This window comes from Rhizobium sp. WSM1328, from assembly GCF_057653715.1.
Map to the genome: position 1 here is coordinate 810,484 of NZ_JBYGKO010000002.1, position 26,800 is coordinate 837,283.

General features: G+C 60.9%; 27 protein-coding genes and 1 pseudogene. 19 read left to right on the forward strand and 9 right to left on the reverse strand.

Going from position 1 to position 26,800, the window contains the following annotated elements:
- Positions 1-22: 22 nt before the first annotated feature.
- On the forward strand, positions 23-1,882 hold the full coding sequence (gene malQ / locus AC2444_RS27370; protein WP_128449802.1) for a 4-alpha-glucanotransferase: 1,860 nt from the start codon (positions 23-25) through the stop codon (positions 1,880-1,882).
- Positions 1,883-2,074: 192 nt separating this feature from the next.
- Positions 2,075-2,236: a hypothetical protein gene (locus tag AC2444_RS27375; protein ID WP_012755472.1), complete on the forward strand. Its 162-nt coding sequence runs from the start codon at positions 2,075-2,077 to the stop codon at positions 2,234-2,236.
- Between the two features lie 162 nt (positions 2,237-2,398).
- Here AC2444_RS27375 and AC2444_RS27380 read toward each other — a convergent pair.
- Both AC2444_RS27380 and AC2444_RS27385 read right to left on the reverse strand, forming a co-directional pair.
- Positions 2,399-2,645 (reverse strand): annotated as a pseudogene (locus AC2444_RS27380) (hypothetical protein); the annotation flags it as partial.
- Positions 2,646-2,709: 64 nt separating this feature from the next.
- Entirely contained in the window at positions 2,710-3,048 is a 339-nt protein-coding gene (locus AC2444_RS27385) for a hypothetical protein (RefSeq protein ID WP_128449801.1), read from the reverse strand.
- Positions 3,049-3,364: 316 nt separating this feature from the next.
- On the opposite strand from AC2444_RS27385, the gene AC2444_RS27390 reads away from it, so the two are divergent.
- From AC2444_RS27390 to AC2444_RS27410, 5 genes are all read left to right on the forward strand, one after another.
- Positions 3,365-3,655: a hypothetical protein gene (locus AC2444_RS27390; RefSeq protein ID WP_012755474.1), complete on the forward strand. Its 291-nt coding sequence runs from the start codon at positions 3,365-3,367 to the stop codon at positions 3,653-3,655.
- Positions 3,656-3,754: 99 nt separating this feature from the next.
- The gene (locus AC2444_RS27395) at positions 3,755-4,162 is read left to right on the forward strand and encodes a hypothetical protein (RefSeq protein WP_128449855.1); all 408 of its coding nucleotides are present in this window, start codon (positions 3,755-3,757) and stop codon (positions 4,160-4,162) included.
- Between the two features lie 66 nt (positions 4,163-4,228).
- Entirely contained in the window at positions 4,229-4,477 is a 249-nt protein-coding gene (locus AC2444_RS27400) for a hypothetical protein (protein WP_012755476.1), read from the forward strand.
- 179 nt (positions 4,478-4,656) lie between these two features.
- Positions 4,657-4,887 carry a hypothetical protein gene (locus AC2444_RS27405; RefSeq protein ID WP_128449800.1) on the forward strand — a complete coding sequence of 77 codons (231 nt, stop codon included), beginning with the start codon at positions 4,657-4,659 and terminating at the stop codon, positions 4,885-4,887.
- Between the two features lie 134 nt (positions 4,888-5,021).
- On the forward strand, positions 5,022-5,285 hold the full coding sequence (locus AC2444_RS27410) for a hypothetical protein (RefSeq protein ID WP_128406896.1): 264 nt from the start codon (positions 5,022-5,024) through the stop codon (positions 5,283-5,285).
- Positions 5,286-5,430: 145 nt separating this feature from the next.
- Here the strand turns inward: AC2444_RS27410 and AC2444_RS27415 are convergent, their stop codons facing one another.
- Positions 5,431-6,534 (reverse strand): LuxR C-terminal-related transcriptional regulator, encoded by a 1,104-nt coding sequence (locus AC2444_RS27415; RefSeq protein WP_128449799.1) that lies wholly within the window; start codon positions 6,532-6,534, stop codon positions 5,431-5,433.
- 173 nt (positions 6,535-6,707) lie between these two features.
- On the reverse strand, positions 6,708-7,778 hold the full coding sequence (locus tag AC2444_RS27420; RefSeq protein ID WP_128449798.1) for a LacI family DNA-binding transcriptional regulator: 1,071 nt from the start codon (positions 7,776-7,778) through the stop codon (positions 6,708-6,710).
- A gap of 177 nt (positions 7,779-7,955) precedes the next feature.
- Between AC2444_RS27420 and AC2444_RS27425 the strand changes: the two genes are divergently transcribed.
- From AC2444_RS27425 to AC2444_RS27440, 4 genes are all read left to right on the forward strand, one after another.
- Positions 7,956-8,783 (forward strand): ABC transporter substrate-binding protein, encoded by an 828-nt coding sequence (locus AC2444_RS27425; protein ID WP_003562731.1) that lies wholly within the window; start codon positions 7,956-7,958, stop codon positions 8,781-8,783.
- Between the two features lie 90 nt (positions 8,784-8,873).
- The gene (locus tag AC2444_RS27430; protein ID WP_003562728.1) at positions 8,874-10,406 is read left to right on the forward strand and encodes an amino acid ABC transporter permease/ATP-binding protein; all 1,533 of its coding nucleotides are present in this window, start codon (positions 8,874-8,876) and stop codon (positions 10,404-10,406) included.
- A 96-nt stretch (positions 10,407-10,502) separates the two neighbouring features.
- Complete coding sequence (locus AC2444_RS27435; protein ID WP_128449797.1) at positions 10,503-11,639, forward strand: NAD(P)/FAD-dependent oxidoreductase; 1,137 nt, start codon at positions 10,503-10,505, stop codon at positions 11,637-11,639.
- A gap of 74 nt (positions 11,640-11,713) precedes the next feature.
- Positions 11,714-12,220 carry a hypothetical protein gene (locus AC2444_RS27440; protein ID WP_128449796.1) on the forward strand — a complete coding sequence of 169 codons (507 nt, stop codon included), beginning with the start codon at positions 11,714-11,716 and terminating at the stop codon, positions 12,218-12,220.
- 23 nt (positions 12,221-12,243) lie between these two features.
- Here the strand turns inward: AC2444_RS27440 and AC2444_RS27445 are convergent, their stop codons facing one another.
- On the reverse strand, positions 12,244-12,972 hold the full coding sequence (locus AC2444_RS27445) for an endonuclease/exonuclease/phosphatase family protein (protein WP_003562723.1): 729 nt from the start codon (positions 12,970-12,972) through the stop codon (positions 12,244-12,246).
- Positions 12,973-13,111: 139 nt separating this feature from the next.
- Between AC2444_RS27445 and AC2444_RS27450 the strand changes: the two genes are divergently transcribed.
- Positions 13,112-14,074, forward strand: a complete 963-nt coding sequence (locus AC2444_RS27450) for a lysylphosphatidylglycerol synthase domain-containing protein (protein WP_128449795.1) — start codon at positions 13,112-13,114, stop codon at positions 14,072-14,074.
- Here the strand turns inward: AC2444_RS27450 and AC2444_RS27455 are convergent.
- Entirely contained in the window at positions 14,021-15,532 is a 1,512-nt protein-coding gene (locus AC2444_RS27455; RefSeq protein WP_128449794.1) for a phospholipase D-like domain-containing protein, read from the reverse strand. The genes AC2444_RS27450 and AC2444_RS27455 overlap by 54 nt on opposite strands.
- Positions 15,533-15,637: 105 nt before the next feature.
- Between AC2444_RS27455 and AC2444_RS27460 the strand changes: the two genes are divergently transcribed.
- On the forward strand, positions 15,638-16,882 hold the full coding sequence (locus AC2444_RS27460) for a DUF763 domain-containing protein (protein WP_128439724.1): 1,245 nt from the start codon (positions 15,638-15,640) through the stop codon (positions 16,880-16,882).
- 21 nt (positions 16,883-16,903) lie between these two features.
- Here AC2444_RS27460 and AC2444_RS27465 read toward each other — a convergent pair whose 3' ends face one another.
- The 3 genes from AC2444_RS27465 to AC2444_RS27475 all read right to left on the reverse strand — a co-directional run bounded on the left by AC2444_RS27465 (position 16,904) and on the right by AC2444_RS27475 (position 19,505).
- Positions 16,904-17,353 (reverse strand): pyridoxamine 5'-phosphate oxidase family protein, encoded by a 450-nt coding sequence (locus tag AC2444_RS27465; protein WP_017996313.1) that lies wholly within the window; start codon positions 17,351-17,353, stop codon positions 16,904-16,906.
- 190 nt (positions 17,354-17,543) lie between these two features.
- A complete protein-coding gene (locus AC2444_RS27470; protein ID WP_128449793.1) occupies positions 17,544-18,461 on the reverse strand; it encodes a DMT family transporter in 918 nt (305 codons plus the stop codon).
- Between the two features lie 120 nt (positions 18,462-18,581).
- Positions 18,582-19,505, reverse strand: a complete 924-nt coding sequence (locus AC2444_RS27475; protein ID WP_128449792.1) for a LysR family transcriptional regulator — start codon at positions 19,503-19,505, stop codon at positions 18,582-18,584.
- Between the two features lie 65 nt (positions 19,506-19,570).
- On the opposite strand from AC2444_RS27475, the gene AC2444_RS27480 reads away from it, so the two are divergent.
- The 6 genes from AC2444_RS27480 to AC2444_RS27505 all read left to right on the forward strand — a co-directional run bounded on the left by AC2444_RS27480 (position 19,571) and on the right by AC2444_RS27505 (position 26,790).
- Positions 19,571-20,632: a YeiH family protein gene (locus AC2444_RS27480; protein ID WP_128449791.1), complete on the forward strand. Its 1,062-nt coding sequence runs from the start codon at positions 19,571-19,573 to the stop codon at positions 20,630-20,632.
- A gap of 502 nt (positions 20,633-21,134) precedes the next feature.
- Complete coding sequence (locus AC2444_RS27485) at positions 21,135-22,163, forward strand: substrate-binding domain-containing protein (RefSeq protein WP_128449790.1); 1,029 nt, start codon at positions 21,135-21,137, stop codon at positions 22,161-22,163.
- Between the two features lie 69 nt (positions 22,164-22,232).
- Positions 22,233-23,771 carry a sugar ABC transporter ATP-binding protein gene (locus AC2444_RS27490; protein ID WP_128449854.1) on the forward strand — a complete coding sequence of 513 codons (1,539 nt, stop codon included), beginning with the start codon at positions 22,233-22,235 and terminating at the stop codon, positions 23,769-23,771.
- 28 nt (positions 23,772-23,799) lie between these two features.
- A complete protein-coding gene (locus tag AC2444_RS27495) occupies positions 23,800-24,792 on the forward strand; it encodes an ABC transporter permease (protein ID WP_003562677.1) in 993 nt (330 codons plus the stop codon).
- Position 24,793: 1 nt separating this feature from the next.
- Positions 24,794-25,798 carry a sugar-binding transcriptional regulator gene (locus tag AC2444_RS27500; RefSeq protein WP_003562674.1) on the forward strand — a complete coding sequence of 335 codons (1,005 nt, stop codon included), beginning with the start codon at positions 24,794-24,796 and terminating at the stop codon, positions 25,796-25,798.
- A complete protein-coding gene (locus tag AC2444_RS27505; RefSeq protein ID WP_003562672.1) occupies positions 25,795-26,790 on the forward strand; it encodes an aldo/keto reductase in 996 nt (331 codons plus the stop codon). The genes AC2444_RS27500 and AC2444_RS27505 overlap by 4 nt, the downstream gene beginning before the upstream one ends.
- Positions 26,791-26,800: the final 10 nt, after the last annotated feature.

A 26,800-nucleotide genomic window follows, 5' to 3' on the forward strand; every position in this document is an offset into this window, starting at 1 on the left:
CTGACAGGAAGGCGATTAAACGATGAAACCTGCTGAGTTCGACAAGCTCGCCCGCCGGCACGGCATCAGCCCGACCAGGCCCAGTCCCGACAATCGGGAGGTGGCGATATCAGCCGAGACCAAGCGCAAGATCCTCTCGGCACTCAAGATCGACGTGCCGGGAACCGCCGATCCCGCGACCTGCGCGTTACGGCCCAAGCCGGAGGCTAAGAAAATCGCCAGGTCATTTCTGCCCGATTTCCTTTCCTGCACGCGCGTCTGGGGCGTGAGCCTGCAGCTCTACGAGCTCCGTTCGGCGCGCAACTGGGGCATAGGAGATTTCGAGGATCTGTCGGATATGGCGGATCTCGCAGGATCGTTGGGCGCCGATTTCATCGGCCTCACCCCGCTTCATGCGCCGTTTCTCGCCGATCCAGACCGTTGCAGTCCCTACGAGCCGTCGAGCCGCCAGCATCTCAACCCGCTCTATATCGCGGTCGACCGATTGCCGGGTTTTGCCTGCGGTCCCGAACTCGAACGGCATTTGGAAAGCCTTCGCCAAACCGATCTCGTCGACTACGTCGGCGTCGCACAGATCAAGCTGAGGGTCCTGCGCGATCTTTGGCCGGCCTGGCGACAGAGCAGCGTGATCGACGATGCCTATGATCCGGCCGATTTCGACGCCTTCATCACGCAAGGTGGTAACAGCCTGCGGCTGCATGCGCTTTTCGAATGCCTCTCGTTTTCCATGGTCGAGCGCGGGACAGGCGCCGGCTGGCAACGTTGGCCGGCCGATTTCCAGCGCTTCGAAAGCGCCGCCGTTGCCGAATTCGAGCGCGAACACGCGGACGACGTCCTTTTCCACATGTGGCTGCAATGGCTCGCCCACCGGCAGCTGATGCAGGCGGCGGACCGGGCGCGGAAGGCAGGCCTGCGGATCGGGCTCTATCTCGATCTTGCCGTCGGGGAGGCGGTCGACGGTTCGGCGACATGGAGCGAGCCGGATACCTATGTCTCGAAGGCCACCATCGGCAGCCCACCCGATCCATTCGCCGTGGACGGGCAGGACTGGCACCTTGCCGGATATCTGCCTTCCGCGATCGCGGCAGGAGAAATGTCGCCTTTCCGGCGCATGCTGAGCGCTGCCATGCGATATGCGGGCGCCATCCGCATCGACCACGCCGCAGCACTTCGCCGCCTCTTCCTGGTGCCATTGGGCAGCAGGCCGGACGGCGGCGCCTATGTCCGTTATCCCGCGGATCGGCTGCTGCAGATCCTCGCCGAAGTGTCCGCAGAGCATCGGTGCCTCGTTATCGGAGAAGACCTGGGCCTGATCCCCAAGGGATTGCAGGACGATCTTGCGACGGCCCACATTCTCTCCTACCGCATCCTTTCCTATGAACAGGACGAGAAGGGCTTCAAGCCGGCGGACGTCTATCCCGCCCTGGCTTTGGCCTGCATTTCGACGCATGACCACCAAACCCTTGCCGGCTGGTGGCGCGGCGCCGACATTCAGGCCCGGTGCGACCACGGCATCGTGCCGCCCGATCTCACCAAGAAGCACCTCGAAGACCGCAAGCGCGAGCGGAGGAAGCTGAAAGCGGCGCTGAAGGCTGCCGGCCTCGAACTGCCGGCCAGGCTTTTCCAGGCGCGGGCAAGCGAGGAGACGCTGAGGGAATTGACCGTCAGCGCTTATCGCTTCATCGCCAGGACGCCCTCGCTTCTCGCCGCGGTCCGTCTCGCCGATCTCACCGACGAAAAAAGGCCAACCAATGTGCCAGGCACCAGCGACAGCTATCCGAACTGGAAGCCGAAGCTATCGGTTTTGCTCGCGGATCTGATGTCGAGCCCGCTGCTGAAGAGCGTGACGGCGGCAATGCGGGAGGAACGTCCGCGGGAGTGATTAAGGCCGGGCGAGCCGTTCGCTTCATCATTGTCGTTCGATAGGGCCTTGCGCTCATATGGAAATCGATCGTGGAGGGAACGAATAGGAAGCCGGCGAATTTTGAAGGAATAAGGACGGGGATGACCGAGATGAGGACCTGTCCGCTTTCGCCGCGTGAGATGCGGCGACTATATTGATGGAAAAAAGACCATGACGAGCGCATTCATCCTTATCGCATTGGCTCTGATCATCATCTACGCCGGCCCGACATTGCTGTTCATCTGCGTCGGATATGCCGATTATATGCTGGAGCGGCGAAGGCATATGGTGGCGTTGAAGCACGCCGTGAAGCGTCGCAGCGACGAGTTTTAGAGCCTTTCGCGGTAAAACCGCTTCGCACTTCTCCTGGAATGGCTCGAGGTGGCGGACGCCTTTCGTCGGCTTGTTACTCTGATTTCCCAGAAAAGGGATGCAGAGGCGGGTTTGCAAAACCCGCCTCCGGCAGAGGCGTTTGTGAAACGCCTCTGCGAATAGCTAGTCGTTCGCCGTGACCTTGACGCCAAGCAGCGAAGAAATGGTGTTCGGTGCGCCCATGGCCGCGCCGATGATCATCGGGACGGGAACCGGCTTTTCCGGCGGCGCTGATCGTCAGGCATTTCGGTCCGTCGAGATAAGTGTTGACGGCAGCCGCCACCTGGTTTTGCAACTCGGGCATATTGAGCTGCGCCATCATCATCGGCACGACACCTTTCAGCGATTGCGCCAGCTGGTCGCCCGTGACGGCCGCCATTCAAAGTGCGACAGCGTCTTTTGCGCGTTAGAAAACACGCGCGGCACTGCAGGATTCAATTGCGCATCTCCGACACCTCTCCGCGAAACAAATAGGCGAGCGCAAAGATTACCAGGAAGGGGTAGACAAGCACGATCATCGGTAAGCCGGCAGCCAGCGCATCGTCCTGCACATAGATGTTGAGGATACCGGCTCCGAGCACAAAGGGATACAGCGGCGCAAATCTGTCGAGCCACATCCTGAAAGGCCCCGCCAGGAGAAGAACGAGCGCTGGCAGAATGAAAATGCCGAGATTTCTTGCGACATTCATGAGCTCGGGACCGAACGGTTCGGTGGAGGAATAAAGTCGGCCGATCTGGCAGGCCGCCCACAGAGCAGCGATCGCGCCCGGCATATCCGGCTGGTCTTGCTAACATCGCCGAACTTCCCTTAGTTCACACAGTCGCGTTGGCCCGGTCCGTCCGTTCATCATATCCGCGTATATTCTCGGATTTACCACTCGGTCTCCGAAAAGTTCAACGCCAACGTGAGGGGATAGGCGACTGCATGCGCTTCGACAGAACGACGCGATGCCGCGGTCGTTCCGGTTTCGAGCGAAGTCTCGCCTCCTCTGATGTCTCCGGCCAAATTCTGGAACAATGTCTGTCGTCCCCTGTTACATTGACGATAAAAGCGCGTGCCGCGTGAAGACAAGGCAGCTGGAGGGATCGATGAAGCGGAGCATAGGATTTGGGCTGGTTTTTGCGGTTGTGCTGACAGGCTGTACGACCGGAGCAGGCAGTTATTCGTCGGCAGGACTGGCACCCATTCCCGGCAGCATCACGTATAATGGGCAGCCTCGTACCAAGTTGACGAAATCGCCGGTGGGCTCTTCCTTCCCCCACACCTTCACAGATCAATGGGGGCGCCAGGTCGAGGAGATCTACATCATCCGGCCCGACCGGAGCTTGTTGATCGCCGAGCGCCACTACCGGCCGGTCTTCTCGCTCGACGACGACTAGAACGGGAGGATTTTAGGTCCCTTCGACCTGAATCTGAATCCTGTTCTCCGAAAGCCGCTCACACTTTTCGGCATCATGTTCCAGGAAGGAGAAATGATCATGCCGCGCCGCAAGAGCACTGAGACGACGACCCTCGACACCAAGGGAGCTAAGATCGGCGAGCCCGTTCCGAAAGCCGTCATCGATACGAATACGGCATCGGTCGGCGTTCCCCGACAGTCTGATCATGACCTGGCCGAAGAGCTCGGCGCGTTGCGAAAGCAGATCGGCACGCTCCAGCAACAGGTCCTCGATGCCGCCCGATCGGTAAAGGGGAGTGCCGGGAAAGCAACGCGTCAGACGGAAGCGGCGGTGAAGCTCTACCCGGCCTCAACGCTGCTGCTCGTCGCGGCGGTCGCCGGCGCACTTGCCTTTGCTGGGCGTCGCGCCGCCCTGCCGCGCCATCGGCCTCAACCGGCACTGCGGGAGTTGCGGGATCTCTACGACACGATCCGCGAGCGCATCTGACAAGATTTCAGGATTGTCAGCATCACGATTCTGGCCGACCCTTCATTATCGAAGCGAGGGGACGGCATGTTCGACATCATCATACGCAGCGCGCTGGATATCGTTGGGCGAACTGAGCGCCTTATCGAGGCAATGAGGCGAATGCTCCAGAATGACGACCTCGACGAAGTCGAGGTCTACGAGCTCGATCATGAGATCGAGCGGCTCGGGGACGTGGTTTTCAACGTGGACGAAGCCGTTCGATCGTTGGCACGCACGGTCGAATGCTGGCCGCAGGCCGCTCTCGCACACGGGATCCGACGGACATTGCATTGACGGTTGATGGCCGCTTTGGCAGCTGACGCGTCACCAATTCCGCTTTGAGTTAGCAGTGCCGATTCTGCGTGTCACGCCGATGTCACGCGACCGTCGCAGCAATATGTGCTTGATGGACACCGTTAGGCTCAGACCAGGCGCGGTGGGGCTAAAATTGCTTTTTTCGTTGGGGCATCGCAATGACCTTGAAAACCTCGGGGGAGAAATCTCAACCCCATGAATTCATCTTTCCGGTTCACACCCGGACGATCGCAGAGATCAGGTACAATAGTCTCAGCCGCATCATGACGGTGGTCTATCACGACGGCCATTCCCGCACGACTTCCGGCATACAAGGCCCCGCAATGCTGAGGATCCTCGCCCAGCGTCCGTTGGAGCGCTCTCCGTTTCTGTTGCAGACGGTCATTTAAGGGGTAAAAGACGTTGCCGGCCCTTGCCGGTACGGCGCTGCTGGGCATCGGTTTGTTTAATCAGCACGGTCGTGCATCTATTTCCCCCGGGCTGCGTTCACTCCGAAGAGCCGGACCTATTGGAGAGAACGCCCATGACCTTTCCACCACCTAAAACCGAATCTCCCGCGGAGCGCTTCGAAGAGGCGACCGCAGCCGCGCGCGACGCCTTGGAAAGGCTGATTGCAGCCGCCAATGAAGCCGGATGGGGCACTGAGGAGATAACCGCAGCACTGCTTAAGGCCGCCCAGTCTTTAAGCGATGCCAACAAGAGAGATCCCGATCCGGCCGACGATCCCTCAATCAGCGACGCAGCCACCAGGCAGGACCAGATCGGCCACGGCGAACTCTATGATTAGTGGGCGTAGCACTGGTTTTTCCCCGCGATGGGACGAGGGTTGCCGGAATGTTCGAGTGTTGCATGTCTTTGCTCTCGGCACCCGTTCGCAATATGCGAAGGCTGGCTAGCCATGCGGGCGGTAGGGACGAGTTGCAAGATTATCGTCAGCGCATGAGCAGCGCGACCAAACCAACCCGGGAGTTTACCCCGAGCTTGGAATAGATGTTTCTGAGGTGGGTTCTGACCGTTTCGTAGCTGATGTGATCGGCTATGGCCACCTCTTTTGGAGAATGGCCCGAGGCTATGCTTGATGCGATCCGAATCTCCGTCGCAGTCAGTTTGTAGGCTTCCATTAGGAAGTCTCGCCGCTCATTGAGCGGCGTGGCCACCATCGGCTCGACAATGACGGCCACGGTCGGCCCCTCCAAGATCTCAGTGAATGCATCGGACTGGAGCCGGAGGAGTGTGATGCGATAACTTGCCTTGTCCTTCCCGTTTGCAATCGCCGTATGCGGCCTTGTTTGCACACCTTTTCTGGAGGTCAGGAAATCGAGAACAGCGGTCGACCTCTCGCATTGAAGTTCGAGCTTGCCGCCTGGGGCGACATGCATAGGAAAGCCAGTCGCCATTAAGGCTTCCGCGCTCTTATTCCATTGGCGTGCTCGCCCTTGCTCCGAAACGTAGATCAGTCCGACGCCGATGCTATCAAACAGGGTTTGCGTTGTCTGTCTTTCCGGGGCGAGTAAATCGCGCTTCCGGATGAAGTCGAAAGCTCTTTTCAAATGGGGAGCGAGTATCGTGTACCGCCCGGCTGCCTCCTTGTTGAAACCGGGATCCGCTGACGACGTGCAGGTCGATAGGACGAAGGTGCGGGTTTCCTCCCGAATGATGGAGACACCAATGCTCGTCTCGCATTGGGCCTGCCCCTTCAGCCAATCATTGTAGAATTCCGATTTGAGCAAGTCCTCGCGTGGAAAGATCTCGTCTCCGCAGACACCCTGACCGACGGGCACTGAGCTCAATCTCGGAATCCAGGGGTTCACTGCGGCAAAGTGGCTGCTGAACTGGTCGACCTCATTCCTCGAAAACCCCGATACGTAGGGAACATGGGCCACAGGCGAGGCCAGATCGTGGTAATGGAGGGCAGCCTTTCCATTCGGCGAGGTTTGCGCAACGCGATCTAGAAAATCCTGCCAGTTGCACTCACCGAATAGACTTCCATAGATCAAATCTATCAGCTCAGATGAAGCGTCTTTTGACTGGAGCATGATCTTTCTGAAAATCCCATAGCGAGTATTTTCGGTATTAAATAACGTTGGTCAGGTAAAGACAACAGCAACCCCATGTAATATCAAATCGGCGACCATGGACATCAGTTGCACATCGCAGTGCGGCACTGCTCGCTGCTTCAAGCGAGCGGGTATGGCCAAATCAATAGGTCTCACCGGCCGATCGTGGCGACGGAGCCGCGCAGGACGAGGCTCGTGCGGACGCGCAGACGTTCGACGGCAAGAGGGGTGCGTTCGATACGGGCGATGAGCCGCTCGCCGGCGAGCTTGCCCATCTCGTAGACGCGCTGGTCTACGATGGTGATCGGCGGAACGGTGACGCTGGTCCAGTCGGCGTCGAGAAACGAAATCATCGACACGTCCTTGGGGATCGACAGGCCGAGCGATTGTAGCGACTTGAAGATGCGCAAGCCGACGAGGCTGTCCGATGCCAGCAGCGCCGTCGGCGCGGCACTGTCGGCGAGCAGGCTTTTGATCACGCCGTCTGTCTGGCGCTGGTCCGTGGCTCCGAGCCTGACATAATGAAGAGGGTTGGGCAAACCCGCCTCGGTCAGGACGCTGACAAAACCTTCTACGCGTTCGCGCACGGCGGAATTCGAGATCCGCCCGATATGTGTGGGCCCGCCGCCCTCGGCATCCATAGCAGAGACGTAGGCGAGGCGGCGATGTCCTTGCTCGATCAGATACCGGGTCGCCGCGATGGCCGCATCCCGGTCGTCGCCGGTCACGGCGTCGACATCGAGTTCCGGGATCGCCCGGTCGAACAGGACGAGCGGCACGCCGGCGCGGCGGACGTGGTGGAGATGATCGATGCTGTCGCAGCGGGCCGGAGTGACGATCAGGCCATCGACGCGTTTGCCGATCAGGAGGTCGACGGCCGATATTTCCGCATCGAGCTCTTCGCCCGAATTCGCGATGATGACGTTGAATCCCGCGAGGCGGGCCGCATCGCTGATGCCGCGCACCGCCAGGCTGAAGAAAGCGTTCTCGATATCGCCGACCACGACCCCGATGATACCGGATCTTCCGGTGCTCATGCTCCGGGCGAGTTCGTTCGGGCGGTATTCGAGGGCGGCGGCGGCCGCCATGACCTGATCTGTGATCTTGGCGCTGACCACGCCGTAGCCGCCGAGAACGCGGGCGGCCGTCGCCTTCGAGACCTTTGCGGCCTTCGCGACGTCGGCGACCGTGACTGCACGTTTCGGATGAGCGGAATCTTCCATGGGCCGAGGACTACAAGAGTTGTTGACGGCAGGTCAATTGACGGATATCAAATATGTCTTGAGACCGGTCTCTTTATATCAGAGACCGGTATCTTGTCCACAAATCTCTGTCGCGATGCGCGGCAGCGTGGGACGACAATGCCGACAAGAGCATTCCTTTCAGAGCGGAGAACGACGATGAAGCCTTTTCTATTTTTTCCGGCCATCATGGCCCCGTTGCGGGCCGGCCTTGTCACATGCCTTCTTGCGATGGGGGCAGGTTCTGCGGCCGCAGCCGACAATCCCTATAACCTGATCGAGCCAGGGACTATCAGCGTCGGCACGATGGGCGATTCCAAGCCCTATACGTTTGCCACGGCGGACGGCCAGTTTACCGGTTTCGATATCGAGTTGTTTCTCAACGTCGTCTCCCGCCTCGGCTTTCAAAAAGACAAGGTGACGTTTACGGGCCAGGAATTTTCAGCACTCCTGCCGTCGGTCGCAAACGAAAGGTTCGACGTTGCCGTTGCGGCGATCGGAACCACCGAAGCCCGCAAGAAGACCATCGACTTTTCCGACGGCTATCTTGCCGGTTATCTCTCCGTGCTGACCCCGGATGCCGGTATCAAGGATGCCGATGGCCTCAAGGGCAAGCGTCTCGGGGTCGTGCAGGGGACCTTGCAGGAAGTCTATGCGGCCAAGAATTTCGGGGGAACCGATCTGGTGAAATTCCCCGACAACAATTCTGCCGTGGCTGCCCTCAACAACGGAACGGTCGATGCGCATTTTCTCGACTACGAGGCCGCCAAGCAATATGGCGAGCGCTATCCCGCGCTGAAGGTTGCCGTGAATATCCCCTCCTTCGATGCGCCTGCTGGCTTCGTGGTCCGAAAAGGAAATGACGCCTTTCGCACGGCGCTCAACGGCGCGCTTCACGATGCGATGCAGGACGGCACCTGGAAGACCCTTTACGAAAAGTGGTTCCCCGGCTCGCCGATGCCGGAACAGTATCTTCCCAAGAAGTGACGCCGCAAGCCGCCCGCTCATGGCGGGCGGCTTACCAAGGCTCTGCCGGACGGCGGCGTCCGCGCCGGGCAAGAATTCATGGGGATCTGAATGAACTGGCTTGAAAATCTGCGCCGCAGCTTCCTGGACTGGGACGCCATGGCGGAAGTTCTGCCGAGCATGATCAGCGTCGGCCTGAAGAATACGCTGATCCTGGCCGCTGCCTCGACCGTGCTCGGCGTCATCATCGGTATGGCGCTTGCCGTGATGGGCATCTCGCAATCCCGCTGGCTGCGGCTACCGGCGCGCATCTACACCGATGTTTTCCGCGGGCTTCCGGCGATCGTCACCATCCTGATCATCGGCCAGGGGTTTGCCCGGATCGGGCGCGAGATCTTCGGTCCGTCTCCATTTCCGCTCGGCATCCTGGCGCTCAGCCTGATTGCCGGAGCCTATATCGGCGAAATTTTCCGGTCCGGCATTCAAAGCGTCGAGCGCGGCCAGATGGAAGCCTGCCGGGCTCTCAGCATGAGCCATGGGCAGGGCATGCGCCTGATCGTCATCCCACAAGGCATCAGGCGGGTTCTGCCGGCGCTGGTCAATCAATTCATCGGAAACGTCAAGGATTCCAGCCTTGTCTACTTCCTCGGATTGCTCGCTTCCGAGCGGGAGATCTTCCGGGTCGGCCAGGATCAGGCCGTCGTCACCGGCAATCTGTCACCGCTGCTGCTGGCGGGCGTCTTCTATCTCGTCATCACCGTTCCGCTGACCCACTTCGTCAACTATATCGATGCGAGACTGCGGCTCGGAAAACAAGGCCGCGGCTCGGGTGTTGCGAGCGGATTGGTCGAGGTAAGCGAGTTGCGGGCCGCTGGCCCCCATCCCACGGGCACGGCCGAGGAGAGTACGCCGCGCTTCAAAGGCGGCGCCCTGAACATCCGAGACCTCGCCATGGCCTACGGCGATCTCGACGTGTTGAAGGGTGTTGATCTCGACATCGCTGCCGGAACCGTCACTTGCATCATCGGCCCTTCCGGCTCGGGAAAATCGACGCTGCTGCGATGCATGAACAGGCTTGTCGAGCCGAAAGGCGGCGACATCCTGCTCGATGGCGAGAGCATCCTGGCGATGAAGCCGGAGAGGCTGCGCCGGCGTGTGGGCATGGTGTTCCAGCACTTCAACCTGTTTCCCGACCACACGGCACTCGAAAACGTCATGCTTTCGCTGACCAAGATCAAGAAGATGCCGAGGCAGGAGGCGCAGCGCATCGCCGAGGCGCGTCTGGCGGAGGTCGGTCTCGCAGAGCGTAGGGATCATCGGCCCGCCGGCCTGTCGGGTGGGCAGCAGCAGCGCGTCGCCATCGCCCGCGCGCTTGCCATGGATCCGGAGGTGATGCTCTTCGACGAAGTGACGAGTGCGCTCGATCCCGAACTGGTGAAGGGCGTGCTCGACCTGATGGCCGCTCTCGGTCGACAGGGCATGACGATGGCCGTGGTGACGCATGAGATGGGATTTGCCCGCAGGGTGGCAGACCAAGTCGTCTTCATGGATGAGGGTCGCATCGTCGAGGCCGGCTGCCCGGAGCAGATCTTCGACAATCCCAAAAGCGAGCGGCTGAAGCGCTTCCTTGCGGAAGTTCTCTGAAGCGCCTGAGGCAACGCATGGTGCCCCCGGTCGTCCTCATGCCGGGTGCGCCGGATTTCATTCGACCTAGCAAGAGCAGACAACAAGGTTATCGACATGAATGCTTCCACCAAACCTTCGAAGGTCGTCGTCATCGGCGGCGGGATCTTTGGCGTCTCGACGGCTGTCCATCTGGCACGGCTCGGGGTCCGCATCGTGCTCATCAATGACGGCCCGCTCGCCAACGGCGCCTCCGGTCGTTCGCTCGCTTGGCTCAATTCGGCGCGCAAACGCACCGATGCCTATCACCGGCTGCGGTTGGCCGGCATAGATCGCTACCGCACGCTGGCCGTCCGGTATCCCGATGCGCCGTGGCTGTGCTTCGATGGCGGCCTGACCTGGGATGCGGACGATGCCGGCAACGAGATCGCTGAGATCTTCGACTATGAGCGCGATCTCGGCTATCACGCGCAGTGGCTCGCCCCCGAACGAATTGCTGCAGCGACGCCGGGTGTCGATGCAAGTGTGGTGACGCGGCAAGGCGCGATCTTCAACCCCGGGGAGGGCTGGGTCGATCTTCCGTCCTTGATCGCCACGCTTGTGGAAGAATTCCGCACGCTGGGCGGCGAGATCATCACGGACGCGGGTCGCGCGACGGTCGATATTGAAGGCGGGCGCGCCCGTGGCGTGATCACCGCAGACGGCATGCGCCGCGACGCGGATGCCGTGCTGCTTGCTGCCGGCGGCGACGTTCCCGCAATCGTTGCCGAGGCCGGCCAGCATATCGGCGATGCAACGCCCGTCGCCCTTCTCGTCAGGACAAAGCCGATCCGCCACCCGTTGAAGGCCGTGCTCAATACCCCTCGCGTCGCCATCCGGCCGACGCCCAACGGCGGCTTCGCGCTCGATTCCGCCTGGTCCGAGGAAGAGGTGAGCGTGAAGCCCGACGGCAGCTATGATGTCAGGCAATCGACGCTGGACGGGCTGCTGCGCGAGGCTTCCAGGGTTCTCGAAGGCAATCCTGCGCTGGAGGTCGAAGATTATGGGGTCGGCCTCAAGCCTATCCCGGGCGACGGCGAGCCCGTTTTCGGCGAACTGCCGTCGATCCCGGGTTATTTCGTCGCCTTCAGCCATAGCGGCGCCACCCTCGGCCTGATTGCCGGCGAACTGCTGGCGGACGAGATCGTCACTGGACGCCGGCATCCGCTGCTGGCGGAATTTCGGCCGGAGCGTTTCAGCGCGTCGCGACGATGAAGGCCGGAGCGGAGGCCGATGCATCCTTCTGAGCCGTCGAGCGTTCTATCGCCAGGAACAACTGGAGACACATCATGCTCAAGGACGAACTCGGGGATACCGGCACAAACAAGGAAATGCGCGACGCTGTGGAAACCGCGCCGGCCTCCTTCGAAGAGGCGGGCATCAACCCTGATCTTATCAGACGTGAGGGTTTCGCCAGCGAGGCCGAATATCGGGCATATATTGCGACGCTCGGTGCTCATGCTTCCGTTGGAGACACCGTCGAGGAGCCCCTCCCGATCTACGAAGGTCATGTGCTGGAAGGCCGTCTGCAAGAACTGCGAGAAGAACTCGAAAACCTCCGCGCTCGCCTTCACGTGATCCAACATCAGGCCGCGACCGTCGTGACGGAGAACGTCCGATGGGCCGATGCCAGCGCCCATGCGCAGCTCGGCAATCAGCCTTGGCTCAAGCTCGCAGGTGCAATGGCGGCGACCTTCGTCGCCACCAGGGGCATCATGCGCTTGCCTCTGGGAGCCGTGGCGACCACGGCGCTACCGTTGGTGGCGGCGGTGATGAACCGGAAGCTTGCCCGGTGAAAGTCGTCATTGTCGATGACTGATCAGGCGAAGCCGATTTCCGCGAGCAGAGGCAGGTGGTCCGAGGCAATCCTTGTCAGGCGGTTTTCCAGGACCGCCGCCTGTTTGACGATGAGATCGTCAGTGACGAAGATGTGGTCGAGGCGCATCAGCGGGTAGCGCGAGGGAAAGGTGGCTCTCGGCGCGGCGCTGCCTGCGAGCTGGGCGTCCTTCAATGACCGCGCGGCAAGTCGGTAAGTCGCCGATGACGGAATGGCGTTGAAATCGCCGCAGAGGATGGTTGGAAGAGGTTCATCCGTCGTGCCGCGTAGCCAGCCGGGGTTCAGCAATGTCGTCATCTGCCGGATGCGCTCGCGGCCGCGAAGGCCGAGATGGGTGTTGACGACCAGCAGTTTTCTGTCGCCGACCAATATTTCGACGGAAATGGCGCCGCGCTGTTCGCCGATGGATGGCAATGGTCCGGCCTTGACCGCGCCGGTCGGCAGCGAAGTGATGATCGCATCGCCATACTGCTCCTCAGCGATCGACAGCGCCGGATGGAAATGAGCCTGCATCTTCAAAAGCGAGGCGATCGCATGGGCCTGGTCGACGCCGCCGGTCCTGCGGCGGAGGACGTCGACCTCCTGAAGAGCGACGATATCAGCCTCAGCCTCGGCAATGACAGAAGCGATGCGGCCGGGATCGAGCTTCCGGTCGCCGCCGATACAACTGTGCACGTTATAGGTCAGGATTTTGATTGATTGATCCGGCATAGGCCCTGCTGAACTCGTTCCCCCCGGGGAAACATAGAAGCTCCCCTGGAAAACATAGAACTGGTTCTGCAGGGAACACAAAACTCGTTTGATCGTTCCCGATCATCGACCATCGCGCTCGCACTCCTGAGGACAATCGATGAGCTTGAAAAGCATGATATGGAATGGACTGCTCGTTGCTGCCCTTTGTCTTGCGGTCTTTCTCCTCTATCGAATATTCCAACAATATAGCCTCGATCAGATCGTCCAATCGGTTCGCAGCATACCTCTTTCGACCTTTTGCACTGCACTTCTCTTTGCGGCGGCGTCCTATCTGTGCCTCAGTTGCTTCGACCTCCTGGCGATCCGCTCGCTCGGCAAATCCTTGCCCTACCGGAATATCCTGCTCGCCTCGTTCATCAGCCTTTCGCTCGGCCACAATATCGGCTTTGCCGGGCTGAGCAGCGGCGCCTTTCGCTATCGTTTCTATTCACGCTGGGGGCTGACGGCGGAGGACGTGGCGAAGATCATCCTGTTTTGCGGTGTCACGGTAGGGCTCGGGCTGATCACGCTTGGCGGCATCGCCATGATCGTCAATCCCGGCGATGCCGGGCGCCTTCTGCGCATCGACCCGGCAAGTGTGCGCATCTTCGGTTTGCTGGCGCTGGTCGTGCCGGCTCTCTATACGGGCCTGGCGTTTTTCATCCGCGGCACGTTGGGGCTGTGGCGCTGGTCGTTTCAGTTGCCACCATTTTCGATCGCGGTCGCACAGGTTGCGGTCGGGACGATCAATTTCATGCTCGTCTCCGCCTGCCTGCACCAGATGCTTTCGGCCTTCGGCGACGTTGCCTTCTTCAGGTCGGTGACGGCTTACGTGCTTGCCAATTCGGCGATCCTCGCGACGCATGTTCCGGGCGGTCTCGGCGTGCTCGAGGCGACAGTCTCCTATGTCGTGCCGAAGGAGGCGTCGATCGGCGCGCTGATTGCGTTCCGCTGCGCCTATTTCTTTATTCCACTGGCGCTCGGCACGACGCTGCTCGTCATCAGCGAGGTCGTTTTCCGACGGAGGTCAGGCGGGGCGAATGAGGCGGCGGACGAGCGCGCCGAGGCCCAATCGGTTTAAAACTGTGAACGGTCGAACCGGGTCGAAGATCGCCGTGCCTGAAATCGGTGAAATGCTGCCCGACAGCTCGACGGTGAATTCCCGTAAACCCCGAGGCCCGTCATTGAGAGCGTCGACCGCCTCGATCAACGTGCCGCTTTGCATCAAGGCTGCGGCGAAGGTTTCCGGGGTGGTTCCGAGATATTCCGAAAGCAGGTGATTGCGCAGATCCGCGATCGCGCCGCGGTGCGCGTCACTACCTGCCTCAAACAACATGTCGCATTCGCCATCCAGCCCTTCCGAGCGATTGTTGAGATTGGAGGAGCCGATGCGGACCAGCTCGTCATCGGCGATGATCACTTTGGAATGGACGAGCACCTCCACCTCGCCGTTCTCTCCGGGCGTGACTGGCCCGGGTACGACGGCATAATAGACGCGCAAGCGATCGGCGCGATCGGCGCGTTTGAGGCGGCGGATGACGCGGTCGCGATTGCCGCCCATGACAAGCTTTTCGATCAGCCCATGAGAACTGCGCGTGCAGATGATGACGACCTCGGGGCCGTCCTCCTCCTGCAGCCGCGCCGCAATGGCGTCAGCGACGCGGAAGGAGGCGAGATATTGCGCCTCGATGTAAAGCTGCCGCCGCGCCCGGGCGATGACGTCCAATGTCATGGCGATTCCGTCGCTGATGCCGGCGCGAAAAGCGGTCGACGGCTCCGTCAGCGCGAAGCTGACCGCGATGTCCCTCATCGAAACGGCGAGATCGTCCGGCCAGGAAAAAACGACATCTTCGGCCAACGGCAGGTGGTTTTCACCGGTGGCGTTTTCCCAGCGCCGCCTGGCGATATCGCCGATCAACCTAGCAGCATCGCCGGTGACCATTGCCTGAACGTCGTGCAGGGGATCGTATGAAACGCCCTCGGGATCGCGCCGAAGTTTATCTTTGGCGCGATGAAGCCAGGTGTCCCATCGCCGCGATGTCAGGTCCATGCCGCCAATGAAGGAGACGGCATCGTCGATACAGACGAGCTTCTGATGGTGGCAGCCGCGAACCGCGCGCTGAAGATCGAAGCGCAGATCGATCCGCTCATTCCTTGGGAAACTCTTCTTGCGAAGCAGCCGGAGCGACTTGTCCGAATAGATGGGGCCGAGCGTCCAGACGAGGATGCGTATTTCGAGCTGCGGATTTGCGGCCGCCAGTTCATGCAGTAGGTCGGACAGGGTCTCGTCGGATTTATCAGGTTCCATCGGGATGTCGGGGTTGAAATCCCAACCGACGATCCAGACGGTGCGCCGTGCCTGCCGCAGTGCGCGCGCCAACTCCGCAAAGTAGCTATTGCCGTTGATCAGGAAGGTCGCCTTCGCAGCGCTCCCATGGAAACGCAAGTCGCTGCCATCCTGTTTTTGGCGGTCGCTCGGCCGTTGTGATTTTGTCTGGGGCAAGCTCGGGTTATTGAAGATGGTTTCGAATGTCGTCATGATTGCCTCGGCCTCTAACTGGAGCACAAACGCTCAGGATTTTCCCGGGTTCCCTGCCGAACCTGATCGGGCGGCACCCGGCGATCCGAAATGCAAGGAAACGAGATGTCACAACGAGCAGGCAGCGCCGATCTTCCCCTTCACGGGGGACGCGTGCCGTATTGGCTTGGCGACAGGATGACGCGGCTCGGAACGCTGATCACCGAGGCGATCGTCCATCATTATGGCCGCGACGAATTCCTGCGCCGGCTCGCGCATCCCTTCTGGTTCCAGTCCTTCGGCGCGGTGATGGGCATGGATTGGCATTCTTCCGGCATCACCACCAGCGTTCTCGGCGCGCTGAAGCGCGGGCTGAAGCCGCGTGCCGGCGAGCTCGGCCTGCATGTCTGCGGCGGCCGCGGCGCGCATTCGCGCAAGACGCCGCAGGAGCTCGTCTCGATCGGCGAGCGGGTCGGTCTCGACGGCGAGGGGCTCGCGACCACGAGCCGTCTTATTGCCAAGGTCGACAGCGCCGCCCTCCAGGACGGGTTCGACCTTTATCTACACGGGTTCATCGTCGCCGATGACGGCCATTGGGTGGTCGTGCAGCAGGGCATGAACGGCGATAAGCGGCAGGCCCGGCGCTATCATTGGCTATCCGAAGGGCTGGAGAGTTTCGTCGACTCGCCGCATGCGGCAATCGAGGGAAGAAGCCAGGGTGAGATCGTCAATCTTGCCGACCGACGCGCCGAACGCTCGCGTCGCGGTCAGCTCGATCTGCTGGCGACCCTCGGTCCCGACCGGATCATCCGCGAAGCCGCCGCACTGCTGCGTGCCGAAGCGCCGGCGCCCGAACCCGCCGAACAGCCGATGCTGCCGCATCTGATCATGCCCGCCCATCACGATGTCCGCGAGAGCGACGTCAACATGCGGCGCCTGCATGGAAATCTGGCTGCCGCCGCCGACCGCGGGCCGGCGGATTTCGAAGAGCTGCTGCTCGTTCCAGGCGTCGGCGCCCGCACGGTGAAGGCGTTGGCGATGGTGGCGGAAGTCGTCCACGGCGCGCCTTGCCGTTTTTCCGATCCGGCGCGCTTCTCGATCGCCCATGGCGGCAAGGACCGCCATCCTTTTCCGGTCCCGCTCAAGGTCTATGACGAGACGATCGCCGTGATGAAATCGGCGGTGCAGAAGGGCAGGCTCGGACGCGAGGAGGAGTTGCAGGCGCTCAAGCGCCTGGACGACCAATCCAGGCAGATGGAACGCTATGTGACCGGTCCCGACCTCAAGGAAATCATCGCCGGCGAATTCCGCCAATCCGCCGATTTCGGCGGCCGGAGCGTCTTCGGCTGGGAGGAGCCGCCCGCAGAATAGGGCACGCTTTATGCCATGATCTTAACTCGCTGAGCCAGGCAGGACGACCTCGCCGTTTTCCTCACCATCCCAGTACCGGATGGAGGACGCTGAAACCTTGATAAGAACGATCCCAGGAGTATCCACTCCTTCAGGAAACCACCGCTCGATATCGGGCACCCAATGTTCTTCGAATGCCGCCTTGTCCCGCACCAGCGAGGCGAAGCCCTCGACAGCGATGAAAATCCCCGGCTTGCCGAGGAGGCTGGGAGGCGCCGTGAACGTCAGCGAGACGGTGTCGATGCCTTCGATCTCCGTGATTTTCCTGGTGTCTTCATAGGAAAAGAACCAGGAATCCCCGTCATATTCGACGTCGCCGTTATTGCTCATCGGTCGGGCCGAGATGCGGCCCGACCCGGCATTCGTCGACAGCATGCAGAAATCGATCTTCTTCAGTTGCGAGGATAGGTCTTCGAGGGTCATGGACGCCATTGCGATCTCCCGGGCTTGAATGCTCGGGAGTAGCGTGCAAGCGTCCGAATTGTTCCCTGGAAGGCCCGCGTGACTGAGCCCCCATCCGTTTGATCTATTCCCGCACGGTTTAAGGATGGAAGTATGCAGGAATTCCAGGAGTTACAGCCGCGTCCCATGCGAAGCTGAAAGATAAGCAGCGCTGTAGCCCTTAATGGCCGTCGGGCGGGACGGCCTCAGTCGGAACCGTCTCTTTCAAATTCTTCCGGTGGAAGATGAAGAGCCCGGCAACGACGATGATTGCGGCGCCGACGATGATCTGCGCATCGGGAATATCGTTGAAGAACAGGTAGCCGAGGACGATCGCCCAGAGCAGCAGCGTATATTGCAGCGGCGCGAGCAGCGATGCCGGTGCGAGCTTCAGCGAGCGGGTGATGAGCAGATGCGCGCAGGAGGCGACGATGCCGAGCAGCAGCATGCCGGACCAGTCGATGAGCGTTGCCGGCTGCGAGTGGCCGATGCTCAAGACGATGCCGGTGACGAGCGCGGCGATCGTCTGCCATGTCACCAGCGTCGTGTCGCTGGTCGAGCGCAGATAGCGGCTCATCACCAGCGACAGCGCAAAGGCAAGGCTGCCGGCAAGACCGAAGAGCGATGGAAGCGACAGCATCGCCGTGGATGGACGCAGCGCGATGACGACGCCGGCAAAGCCGATCAGAACGGCCAGCCAACGGCGCCAGCCGATCTTCTCTCCGAGAAAGAAATGCGAGAGCGCCGCGATATAGATCGGTCCGGCCATATAGAAGGTCATCACATCTGCGAGCGGCAGATAGGCGACGGCAGCGTAGAATAGGGCGACATCGACAGTCGCCATGAATACACGGATGAACTGCAAGCCCTTCTGCTCGACGCGGAACAAGGCCATCGGCCCTTGCCGCAGGATCATTGGCCCGAGCACGATGAAAGCGCCGACCGAGCGGATCACCAGCACCTGGCCGACGGCAAAGCTCGCGACCAACCACTTGCCCATTGCATCGTTCAGCGCAAAGAGCAGATCGCCAAGCAGCATCAGCAGGACGCCGGTCATGATCAGGTTTCCGGCGTTGGCTACGCCAGTCTTGGTTGTCATCTCTCGCATCCTCGCAAAGCAGCCGCGCATGCGTGGCCGAGTGCGGCTTCTGCCTTAACAATGCCGATGTCAAGCGCTCGATGATGCGATGAAGCTGACCACCGGCGCGATGGATCCGACCTAAAGCGCCCAATCATCCCAATTCTGGACTTCGGCCGCTTTGTCCTCGCGGCAAATGGTTTCCAGCGCCAGCGAGGCACGACTGGAGTGCCTTTGTTTATGCCGCAGGATCGCAAATTGGCGGGACGGCAGAGGGAAGCGCGCCTTTACCAGCAGACCTTGCGTCAAGAGCGGCGCGGCCACGGCACCTGAGACGACCGTCGCGCAGAGGCCTTCTCTTGCCGCCGATATGACCGCCTCGTTCGACGGCAGCTCAAGCGCGACAGCCAGATCTGCGGGGGCTATGCCGAGACTGGAAATCGCCGCCTCGAAAGCCGACCGGGTTCCGGACCCCTTCTCCCGCATGACCCATTTTGCGCCCGAAACCAGCTCTGCCGGTGTTATTGGTTTGCCACGCGCCCAGGGATGGCGCGGACCGACGACGACAAGGAGTTCGTCCTCGGCAAGCGGCTGAACATTGAGCGCCGGCTCATCAACGCTGCCTTCGACGAAACCGACTTCGGCCAATCCATCGAGAACCGCTTTTGCCGCCGTGGTCGTGTTGCCAATCATCAGCTTCAGATCAATGCCGGGGTAGCGGATCTTGAAACGCATCAGCATCGCCGGCAGCCAATAGCTGGCGATCGTCTGGCTTGCAAAAACGACCAGTTCGCCCTTTTGCAAGCCGCCGAGATCGGACAGGACGAGCGCTGCCGCCTTTGCGCGCGCCAGCGTCGCTCTAGCCTCCCCCAGAAACACCCGTCCTTCGTATGTCAGCTCTATGCGGCGTCCGACGCGGTGGAAAAGCTCGACGCCATAGGAGGTCTCGAGATTGCGGATAGCCGAGCTGACGGCCGATGGCGTGAGCCCGATCGCAAAGGCGGCTTTGGTCAGATGCTCGCGTTCTGCAACCGCGATAAAAATGGAAAGCTGTTCAAACGTCATTGATTCAATCGTTCGATTTTACCGAATGAACCATGCTAGACTATTCAATGGAAGTCGACAATTGAGTGTGGGAGATTAGAGCCCTCCGCAAGGTCTTGCCGATGCTCGTTTCCACCTCACGTTCCCTGTCGCTTCCTGCCGTCCTGCCGGGACTCGTCCTGTGTGCGGCAGTCACGCTCTCTGCATATCTCGTTGAACAGCTGCAGACGATGGTTTTCGGCTCGCATTGGATCGAGAGCCTCGTGCTCGCCATTATGATCGGCATTGCCGTGCGCTCCTCAATCTGCTTGCCACAGACGTTCATTCCCGGTATCCAATTCGCCGCCAAGACGCTGCTGGAGATTGCGGTCGTGTTGCTCGGCGCCTCGCTCAGCACGGCTGCCATCAGGCAGGCCGGACTGCCGCTTGTTGGCGGAATTGCCGTTCTGGTTGCTCTGTCTTTGGCCGGCAGCTTTGTTATCGGGCGGCTCTTTGGGTTGTCGGCCAGCCTGGCGACGTTGGTTGCTTGCGGCAATTCGATCTGCGGCAATTCTGCAATTGCCGCCGCGGCGCCGGTGATCGGCGCCAAACCCGACGATATCGCCGCCTCGATAGCCTTTACCGCACTGCTCGGCATCGGTGCAGTGCTGACGCTGCCGCTTCTTCACCTGCTCTTTGGTCTCAGTGCTGTACAATATGGCGTTTTCGCCGGGCTGACAGCCTATGCCGTCCCGCAGGTCCTGGCGGCCACGGCCTCTGCCGGAGCCGTCAGCACCCAGGTGGGCATGCTCGTCAAACTGATCCGCGTGATGATGCTCGGACCCGTCATCCTCGTGCTCGGTGCCGTTCATGGCCGCCGTCCTGGCGGTTCGCCAGTCAAGCTCCGCCATGTTCTCCCATGGTTCATCCTCGGTTTTGCAGCCATGGCGACGCTTCGTTCCCTCGACGCGATCCCGGCGCCGCTGCTGCCCAGGATGGGGGCTGTCTCCGCCGCCTTCACCGTCACCGCCATGGCCGCTTTGGGCCTCTCCGTTGATGTTAGATCCGTCGCCCATACCGGCGGTCGTGTCCTCGCAGCGGCGGCGCTGTCGCTGTTGGCGCTGGGGGCTCTCGGGCTTTGCCTGATCGGGCTGCTGAATATCGTCTGATCGAGGTTGCATGCCCAAAATACTTGCAAAGATTCCGTTGCCTTCCAAGCGATCGGTGGCCAGCCCGTATATCCACGTCAGGCGGAAGCATAGATCGTCATGTTTCCGTGACGCCCTATTGCGCGCAATCGGCTGTAGAGCAATTCCACCAAAGTGCCTCGCGGACTTGCACCCGGATTGCACAAAACCGAAAGATAAGGCGTTCCCGGTGCGCGGAAAAGCGGACGCGCTCTGTTGGGGTCGTTTGCGGAACTGGGCGATATCACCAGTCGCCACGACGATCGGCATGAATTCTCGAGCGCTGGGCGGCTTACATCGACCGCCACGCGAGAGAGCGTTGTGAAATATATTTCACATGATGAATTATATTGACAGCGCTCTGCCGTTGCGATTATCTACCCATACCGGACTTCGAGGAGGAACTCCGGTCTTCAATGGATCATCGGCAGCCGCTGAGGCGCCGCCGGATATTTGGGAAGGGCTTCGGCCTCGAGGAGGAAACTTGCGCAAATTTCTAAGCACGACCGCATTGGCGGTCCTTGCATCGACGCTTTTCGCCGGCGCGGCCAGCGCGGACACGGAAAATCCGTTCCGCTGCAAGCCGGGTGAAAAATACGTCATGAACGTCATGGTATCGGGCGTCGAATATTGGTTCCCGGTCTATGAAATGTTCAAGCAGGCCGGTCAGCAGCTCGGTTGCGAGACTGCCTATACCGGCACGCCGGAATATGACGTCAACAAGCAGATCGCCACGTTCGACCAGGCGCTGGCCCAAAACCCGGCCGGTATTCTCGTTCACCCGATGAACTCCGACCCGTTCATCGAGCCGATCAACCGGGCGATCGACCAGGGCACGGCGGTCGTGACATTCGCAGCCGATGCGCCTCTTTCCAAGCGCATCTCGTTCGTCACGTCGGACAATACCCGCGAAGGCACCTATGCGGCCGACGCGATTGCCGAAAAGATGGGTGGCAAGGGTGAGTATGCCGTTCTCGAAAATCCGGGCCAGGACAACCACGACAAGCGTATCGCCGCCTTCATCGCCCGTATGGAGGAAAAATATCCTGATATGAAGCTAGTCGGCCGCGCTGCATCCAACCAGGACCCGAACAAGGCCTATCAAGGCCTGATGAGCTTGGTGCAGGCACATCCGAACATTGGCGCCGTCTTCATGCCGGAAGCGAATTCGGCGATCGGCGCTTCGCAGGCCAATAAGGAAAGCGGCGGCAAGATCCTCGTGATGTGCGCCGACGTCAACGCCAATATCCTTGACATGATCAAGGCGGGCGAAGTGTTCGGCTCGATCAACCCGAACCAGGGCATGCAGGGTTACATGGGCTTCATGCTCCTGTGGCTTGCCAGGCATCCCGAACTCATCGACCCGATGAACGACGCCAAGCGCGTCGGCTTTAATCCGATGAGCATTCCGTTCGTCGACAACGGCCTATCGATCGTCACGGCTGATAATGCCGACGACTTCTATTGGGACAAGTATCTGAAGCGGCGGGGCACCAAAGGCATCGAGGAGTAAGCCTTTGTGCCGGCTGTCCGGGCGCAGGAAACTCCGGACAGCCACCGCGAGCGTGAGGAGGAGACGATGATGGCGTCGGTGCCGGTTCTGGAAATCCGCAATGTCAGCAAGCACTTCGGTGCGGTGAAGGCGTTGACGGAGGTGAGCTTCAAGCTGGAAAAAGGCGAGGTTCATGCGCTTTGCGGCGAAAACGGCGCGGGCAAGTCGACGCTGATGAACATCATTGCCGGCGTGCTGCAGCCGACCGAGGGAGACGTTCTCGTCGACGGCGCGCCGGTAAAGGTGACGTCGCCGGCCGTGGCGCAATCGCTCGGGCTTGGCCTCGTGCATCAGGAAATCGCGCTCTGCCCCGATGCGACGGTGGCCGAGAACATGTTCATGGCCGCTACCAACCGCCGCCGTTCGCCTTTCATGAATTATGGCCGACTGGAGCGGGATGCGCAGGTCGTGATGAACCGTCTGGCGCCGATCGACGTGCGCCGCAAAGTCGGCGACTTGTCGATATCAAGCCAGCAGCTTGTCGAGATCGCCAAGGCGCTGACGCTCGATTGTCGGGTGTTGATCTTCGACGAACCGACAGCGGCTTTGACGGAATCGGAGACGCAGATCCTGTTCGCAATCATCCGCGACCTCAAGGCGCAGGGTATTTCAATCATCTATATCAGCCATCGCATGGCCGAAATCTTCAGCCTGTGCGACCGGGTCACCGTGTTTCGCGATGGCCGTTATGTCTCGACGGAGAAGGTGGCGGACGTGACGCCGGATGATGTTGTGCGCCGCATGGTCGGGCGCGAGATCACCCAGCTCTATCCGGAAAAGCAGGCGCCGGCGGAGCGGACCGATGAGGTCATTCTGAGCGTTCGCGATCTCGGTGACGGCAGCCGCTTCACGGATGTGAACTTCGACCTGCGCAAAGGGGAAATTCTCGGCGTCGGCGGGCTGATCGGCTCGGGCCGCACCGAGATAGCCGAAGGAATTTGCGGATTGCGTCCGGTAATCGACGGCGAGGTGCAGCTGCACGGACAGCGGCTGCGGGCGCGCTCCTATGCGCAGGCAGCGCAGGCGGGCGTCGTCTATCTGTCGGAAGACCGGAAAGGCTCCGGCATATTCCTCGATCTTTCCATTGCCCAGAACATTGCCGTTCTCGATTTGAAATCGCTGACCGGGCCACTGGGACTGTTGAATTCCAAGGCCGAGGCGGATCGTGCCCACAACCTGGTCCGGCGGCTCGGCGTGCGGATGGGTGGCATCGACATGCCGGTCTCGTCGCTGTCGGGCGGAAACCAGCAGAAGGTGGCGATTGCCAAGCAACTGGCGGTCGATCCCAAGGTCATCCTGATGGATGAGCCGACCCGCGGCATCGATGTCGGCGCCAAATCGGAAATCCATCGGCTGCTGCGCGATCTCGCGCGCTCCGGCATCGGCATCGTCGTCATCTCGTCGGAACTGCCGGAGCTTCTCGGTCTGTGCGATCGGGTGCTGGTCATCCACGAAGGTACGGTTGCAGGCGAGGTCGAGGGCGAGGCGATGACGGAGGAAGCGATCATGCGGCTCGCCTCGGGTATCGGCGGTCACAACAATTCAAAGGCATCAGAGCATGCCGCATAGGGAAAAAGCAGGGGCAGGAGACAGGGTCATGGCGGACGCTACATTGGCAACGGCACATCAGGCACGCGCGCCCGGCTGGAAACGGCTGGGGACGATGCGCGAGGCGGGACTGATCGCGATCATCCTAGCGCTCTGCATCGTCATGAGTTTTGCCTCGCCGCATTTTCTGACGCTCGGCAACTTCCGGGCGATGCTGATGTCGTTCTCGGTGGAAGGGATCGTCGTCGTCGGCATGACCATCCTGTTGATCGTCGGCGGCATCGACCTGTCGGTCGGCTCGGTCGTCTGCTTCTCGATGGTGCTGTCGGGCTCGCTGTTCCTGATGGGGCTCGATCCGTGGAGCGCATCTCTGATCGGCATTCTTGCCAGCGGCCTGATCGGCTGTGCCATGGGCTTCTTCGTCACGGTCGTCGGGCTCAACCACTTCATCACCTCGCTTGCGGCGATGGTCATCGTGCGTGGTATCTGCCTGATCATCACCAAGGGAACGCCGCTGTCGCTGTTCACCTTGCCGCCCTCGTTCAAGGCGGTCGGGCAGGGCACATTCTATGGCGTCCCCTATGTGATCCTGATTTTTGTTGCGGTTGTCGTGCTGTTCGATTTCCTGCTGCGCCGGGCAACCGCCTTCCGCAAGGTGTTCTACACCGGCAGCAACGAGAAGGCGGCGCTCTATTCCGGTATCAAGACCAACCAGGTGAAGTTCTGGGTGACGGTGCTCTGCGCCACACTGTCCGGTGTTGCCGGGGTCATCTACATGTCTCGCTTCGGTGCCGCGACCCCGACCTTTGGTGTCGGCATGGAACTCAACATAATCGCAGCCGCTGTGATTGGCGGTGCGTCGCTGAATGGCGGTTCCGGCACGATCCTTGGGGCTATTCTCGGCATTGCCCTGCTGTCGGTCGTAACAAGCTCATTGATCTTGCTCGACGTGTCTGTCTATTGGCAAGACATGATCAAAGGCTGCATTCTGCTTGCCGCCGTCTCGATCGATCATTTCCTGCACAAGCGGAAGGCTGCCTGATATGCCGATAGCCAAGCTCAAACCCGCAAATGCGCCGCGCGAGGAAATCGTCATCGCCCGGCAGATGCACCAGGCTCTGGTGCTGCATTTCCTCGAAGGGCTGACGCAGGCGCAGATTGCCGATCAGCTTGGCATCTCGCACGCCACCGTCAACCGGCTGATCAAGCGCGGCCGCCAGCTCGGTCTGGTCGAGATCAAGATCAAGTCGCCGGTCGAGCCGCTGGTCGATATGGAAGAACGGCTACAAGCGCTTGGCGGTATCGGCCGCGCCGTGGTGGTGCCGACAGTGTCCGACAATCCGCAGACGGCACTTCAAGCCGTCGGCGAAGCGGCAGCAAGGTTGCTGCTGGAAGAGATCACCGACGGCGATACGATCTGCATCACCGGCGGCAAAGGGGTGAGCGCCGTCGTTGCCGGTCTGCAGCCGCCGCGTCGTTTTGATGTCGAGGTCATTCCAGCAACTGGCTGCGTGCAGGGTAAACACTATACCGACGTCAATCATGTCTCGACCTTGATGGCCGACCGGCTTGGGGGGCGTTCCTACCAGATCCATGCACCGCTCTTTGCCGATGATGCCGAGCAGCGGGCGATGCTGATCAACATGCGTTCCGTTGCAGACGTTTTCAAACGGGCGCGTGAGGCGAAGGTGGCGGTGGTCGGCATCGGCTCGATCCTCTCGGACGATTCGAGCTATTACGACCTCCATCCATCCTCGAGTACCGACCGCGCCGCGATCGAGCGGTCCGGCGCCTCCTGCGAATTGCTGGCGCATCTGCTCGATGATCATGGCCAGGTCTGCGACTACAGCCTCAACCGTTCGCTGGTGTCGCTGACGCTGGCGGAATTCGCCTCCATCCCCACCAAGATCGGTGTGGCGAGCGGGCCGAACAAGGCAGGTCCCATCCTCAGTGTTCTGCGCGGCAATCATCTCGATACGTTGGTGACCGATGAGGCGACGGGTGCCCGCGTGCTGGCACTGGCGAATGGTGAAGGAAAATGGGCATGAGCGAACAGCAACTGACACGTGAGATCGGCAGATCGGGCGTTTCCGCCTCGGCGGTGGGGCTCGGCACCTGGGCGATCGGCGGCTGGATGTGGGGTGGGACCGATGAAGCCGAATCCATCGCCGCAATCCAGGCATCGCTCGATGCCGGCGTGACGCTGATCGACACGGCGCCGGCCTATGGGCTCGGACGTTCCGAGGAGATCGTCGGCAAGGCACTGACCGGGCGCCGCGACAAGGCTGTCATCGCTACCAAATGCGGCCTTGTCTGGCATACGCAGAAGGGCCGTCGTTTCTTCGACCAGGACGGCAAGCCGGTCCACCGTTATCTCGGCCGCGACGCGATCCTGCACGAGGTCGAGGAAAGTCTTAGGCGGCTCGGAACCGACTATATCGACCTCTACATCACTCATTGGCAGGACCCGACGACCCCGATCGAGGAAACGATGCGGGCGCTGGAAGACCTGCGCTCATCGGGCAAGATCCGGGCAATCGGCGCAAGCAATGTCAGCCCCGACGACCTCAATGGCTATATCGCTGCCGGTGGTCTCGATGCGATCCAGGAGCGGTTCAGCATGATCGACCGGGAAATCGAGGCGGAACTTCTGCCGCTGACAAAGGCCAACGGCATTGCGACGCTGAGCTATTCGTCGCTGGCGCTGGGGTTGCTGTCCGGGACCATCGGTCCTGACCGCGTGTTTTCCGGCGACGACCAGCGCAAGGGCAATCCGCGCTTTTCAGTCGGCAACCGCCGGAAGGCAACGGCGCTGGCCGACGCCATCCGGCCGGTCGCCGAAAAACACGGCGCCAGCATCGCCCAGATCGTGATTGCCTGGACGCTGGCACAGCCTGGCATCACTTTTGCACTTTGCGGGGCGCGCAATCCGGCACAAGCGCTCGATAATGCGCGGGCCGGGACCATCCGGCTGAATGCGGCCGAGCTTGCGGCCATCGATACGGCCATAGCGGCGAAACTGACTGACATGGACAGGTAGCGGATCGCCA

What these genes read in the sequence shown, in the direction of transcription:
- malQ (WP_128449802.1), top strand. Translation starts at nt 23, where the DNA reads ATGAAACCTGCTGAGTTCGACAAGCTCGCCCGCCGGCACGGCATCAGC.
- AC2444_RS27375 (WP_012755472.1), top strand. Translation starts at nt 2,075, where the DNA reads ATGACGAGCGCATTCATCCTTATCGCATTGGCTCTGATCATCATCTAC.
- AC2444_RS27385 (WP_128449801.1), bottom strand. Translation starts at nt 3,048, where the DNA reads ATGCCGGGCGCGATCGCTGCTCTGTGGGCGGCCTGCCAGATCGGCCGA.
- AC2444_RS27390 (WP_012755474.1), top strand. Translation starts at nt 3,365, where the DNA reads ATGAAGCGGAGCATAGGATTTGGGCTGGTTTTTGCGGTTGTGCTGACA.
- AC2444_RS27395 (WP_128449855.1), top strand. Translation starts at nt 3,755, where the DNA reads ATGCCGCGCCGCAAGAGCACTGAGACGACGACCCTCGACACCAAGGGA.
- AC2444_RS27400 (WP_012755476.1), top strand. Translation starts at nt 4,229, where the DNA reads ATGTTCGACATCATCATACGCAGCGCGCTGGATATCGTTGGGCGAACT.
- AC2444_RS27405 (WP_128449800.1), top strand. Translation starts at nt 4,657, where the DNA reads ATGACCTTGAAAACCTCGGGGGAGAAATCTCAACCCCATGAATTCATC.
- AC2444_RS27410 (WP_128406896.1), top strand. Translation starts at nt 5,022, where the DNA reads ATGACCTTTCCACCACCTAAAACCGAATCTCCCGCGGAGCGCTTCGAA.
- AC2444_RS27415 (WP_128449799.1), bottom strand. Translation starts at nt 6,534, where the DNA reads ATGCTCCAGTCAAAAGACGCTTCATCTGAGCTGATAGATTTGATCTAT.
- AC2444_RS27420 (WP_128449798.1), bottom strand. Translation starts at nt 7,778, where the DNA reads ATGGAAGATTCCGCTCATCCGAAACGTGCAGTCACGGTCGCCGACGTC.
- AC2444_RS27425 (WP_003562731.1), top strand. Translation starts at nt 7,956, where the DNA reads ATGAAGCCTTTTCTATTTTTTCCGGCCATCATGGCCCCGTTGCGGGCC.
- AC2444_RS27430 (WP_003562728.1), top strand. Translation starts at nt 8,874, where the DNA reads ATGAACTGGCTTGAAAATCTGCGCCGCAGCTTCCTGGACTGGGACGCC.
- AC2444_RS27435 (WP_128449797.1), top strand. Translation starts at nt 10,503, where the DNA reads ATGAATGCTTCCACCAAACCTTCGAAGGTCGTCGTCATCGGCGGCGGG.
- AC2444_RS27440 (WP_128449796.1), top strand. Translation starts at nt 11,714, where the DNA reads ATGCTCAAGGACGAACTCGGGGATACCGGCACAAACAAGGAAATGCGC.
- AC2444_RS27445 (WP_003562723.1), bottom strand. Translation starts at nt 12,972, where the DNA reads ATGCCGGATCAATCAATCAAAATCCTGACCTATAACGTGCACAGTTGT.
- AC2444_RS27450 (WP_128449795.1), top strand. Translation starts at nt 13,112, where the DNA reads ATGAGCTTGAAAAGCATGATATGGAATGGACTGCTCGTTGCTGCCCTT.
- AC2444_RS27455 (WP_128449794.1), bottom strand. Translation starts at nt 15,532, where the DNA reads ATGACGACATTCGAAACCATCTTCAATAACCCGAGCTTGCCCCAGACA.
- AC2444_RS27460 (WP_128439724.1), top strand. Translation starts at nt 15,638, where the DNA reads ATGTCACAACGAGCAGGCAGCGCCGATCTTCCCCTTCACGGGGGACGC.
- AC2444_RS27465 (WP_017996313.1), bottom strand. Translation starts at nt 17,353, where the DNA reads ATGGCGTCCATGACCCTCGAAGACCTATCCTCGCAACTGAAGAAGATC.
- AC2444_RS27470 (WP_128449793.1), bottom strand. Translation starts at nt 18,461, where the DNA reads ATGACAACCAAGACTGGCGTAGCCAACGCCGGAAACCTGATCATGACC.
- AC2444_RS27475 (WP_128449792.1), bottom strand. Translation starts at nt 19,505, where the DNA reads ATGACGTTTGAACAGCTTTCCATTTTTATCGCGGTTGCAGAACGCGAG.
- AC2444_RS27490 (WP_128449854.1), top strand. Translation starts at nt 22,233, where the DNA reads ATGGCGTCGGTGCCGGTTCTGGAAATCCGCAATGTCAGCAAGCACTTC.
- AC2444_RS27495 (WP_003562677.1), top strand. Translation starts at nt 23,800, where the DNA reads ATGGCGGACGCTACATTGGCAACGGCACATCAGGCACGCGCGCCCGGC.
- AC2444_RS27500 (WP_003562674.1), top strand. Translation starts at nt 24,794, where the DNA reads ATGCCGATAGCCAAGCTCAAACCCGCAAATGCGCCGCGCGAGGAAATC.
- AC2444_RS27505 (WP_003562672.1), top strand. Translation starts at nt 25,795, where the DNA reads ATGAGCGAACAGCAACTGACACGTGAGATCGGCAGATCGGGCGTTTCC.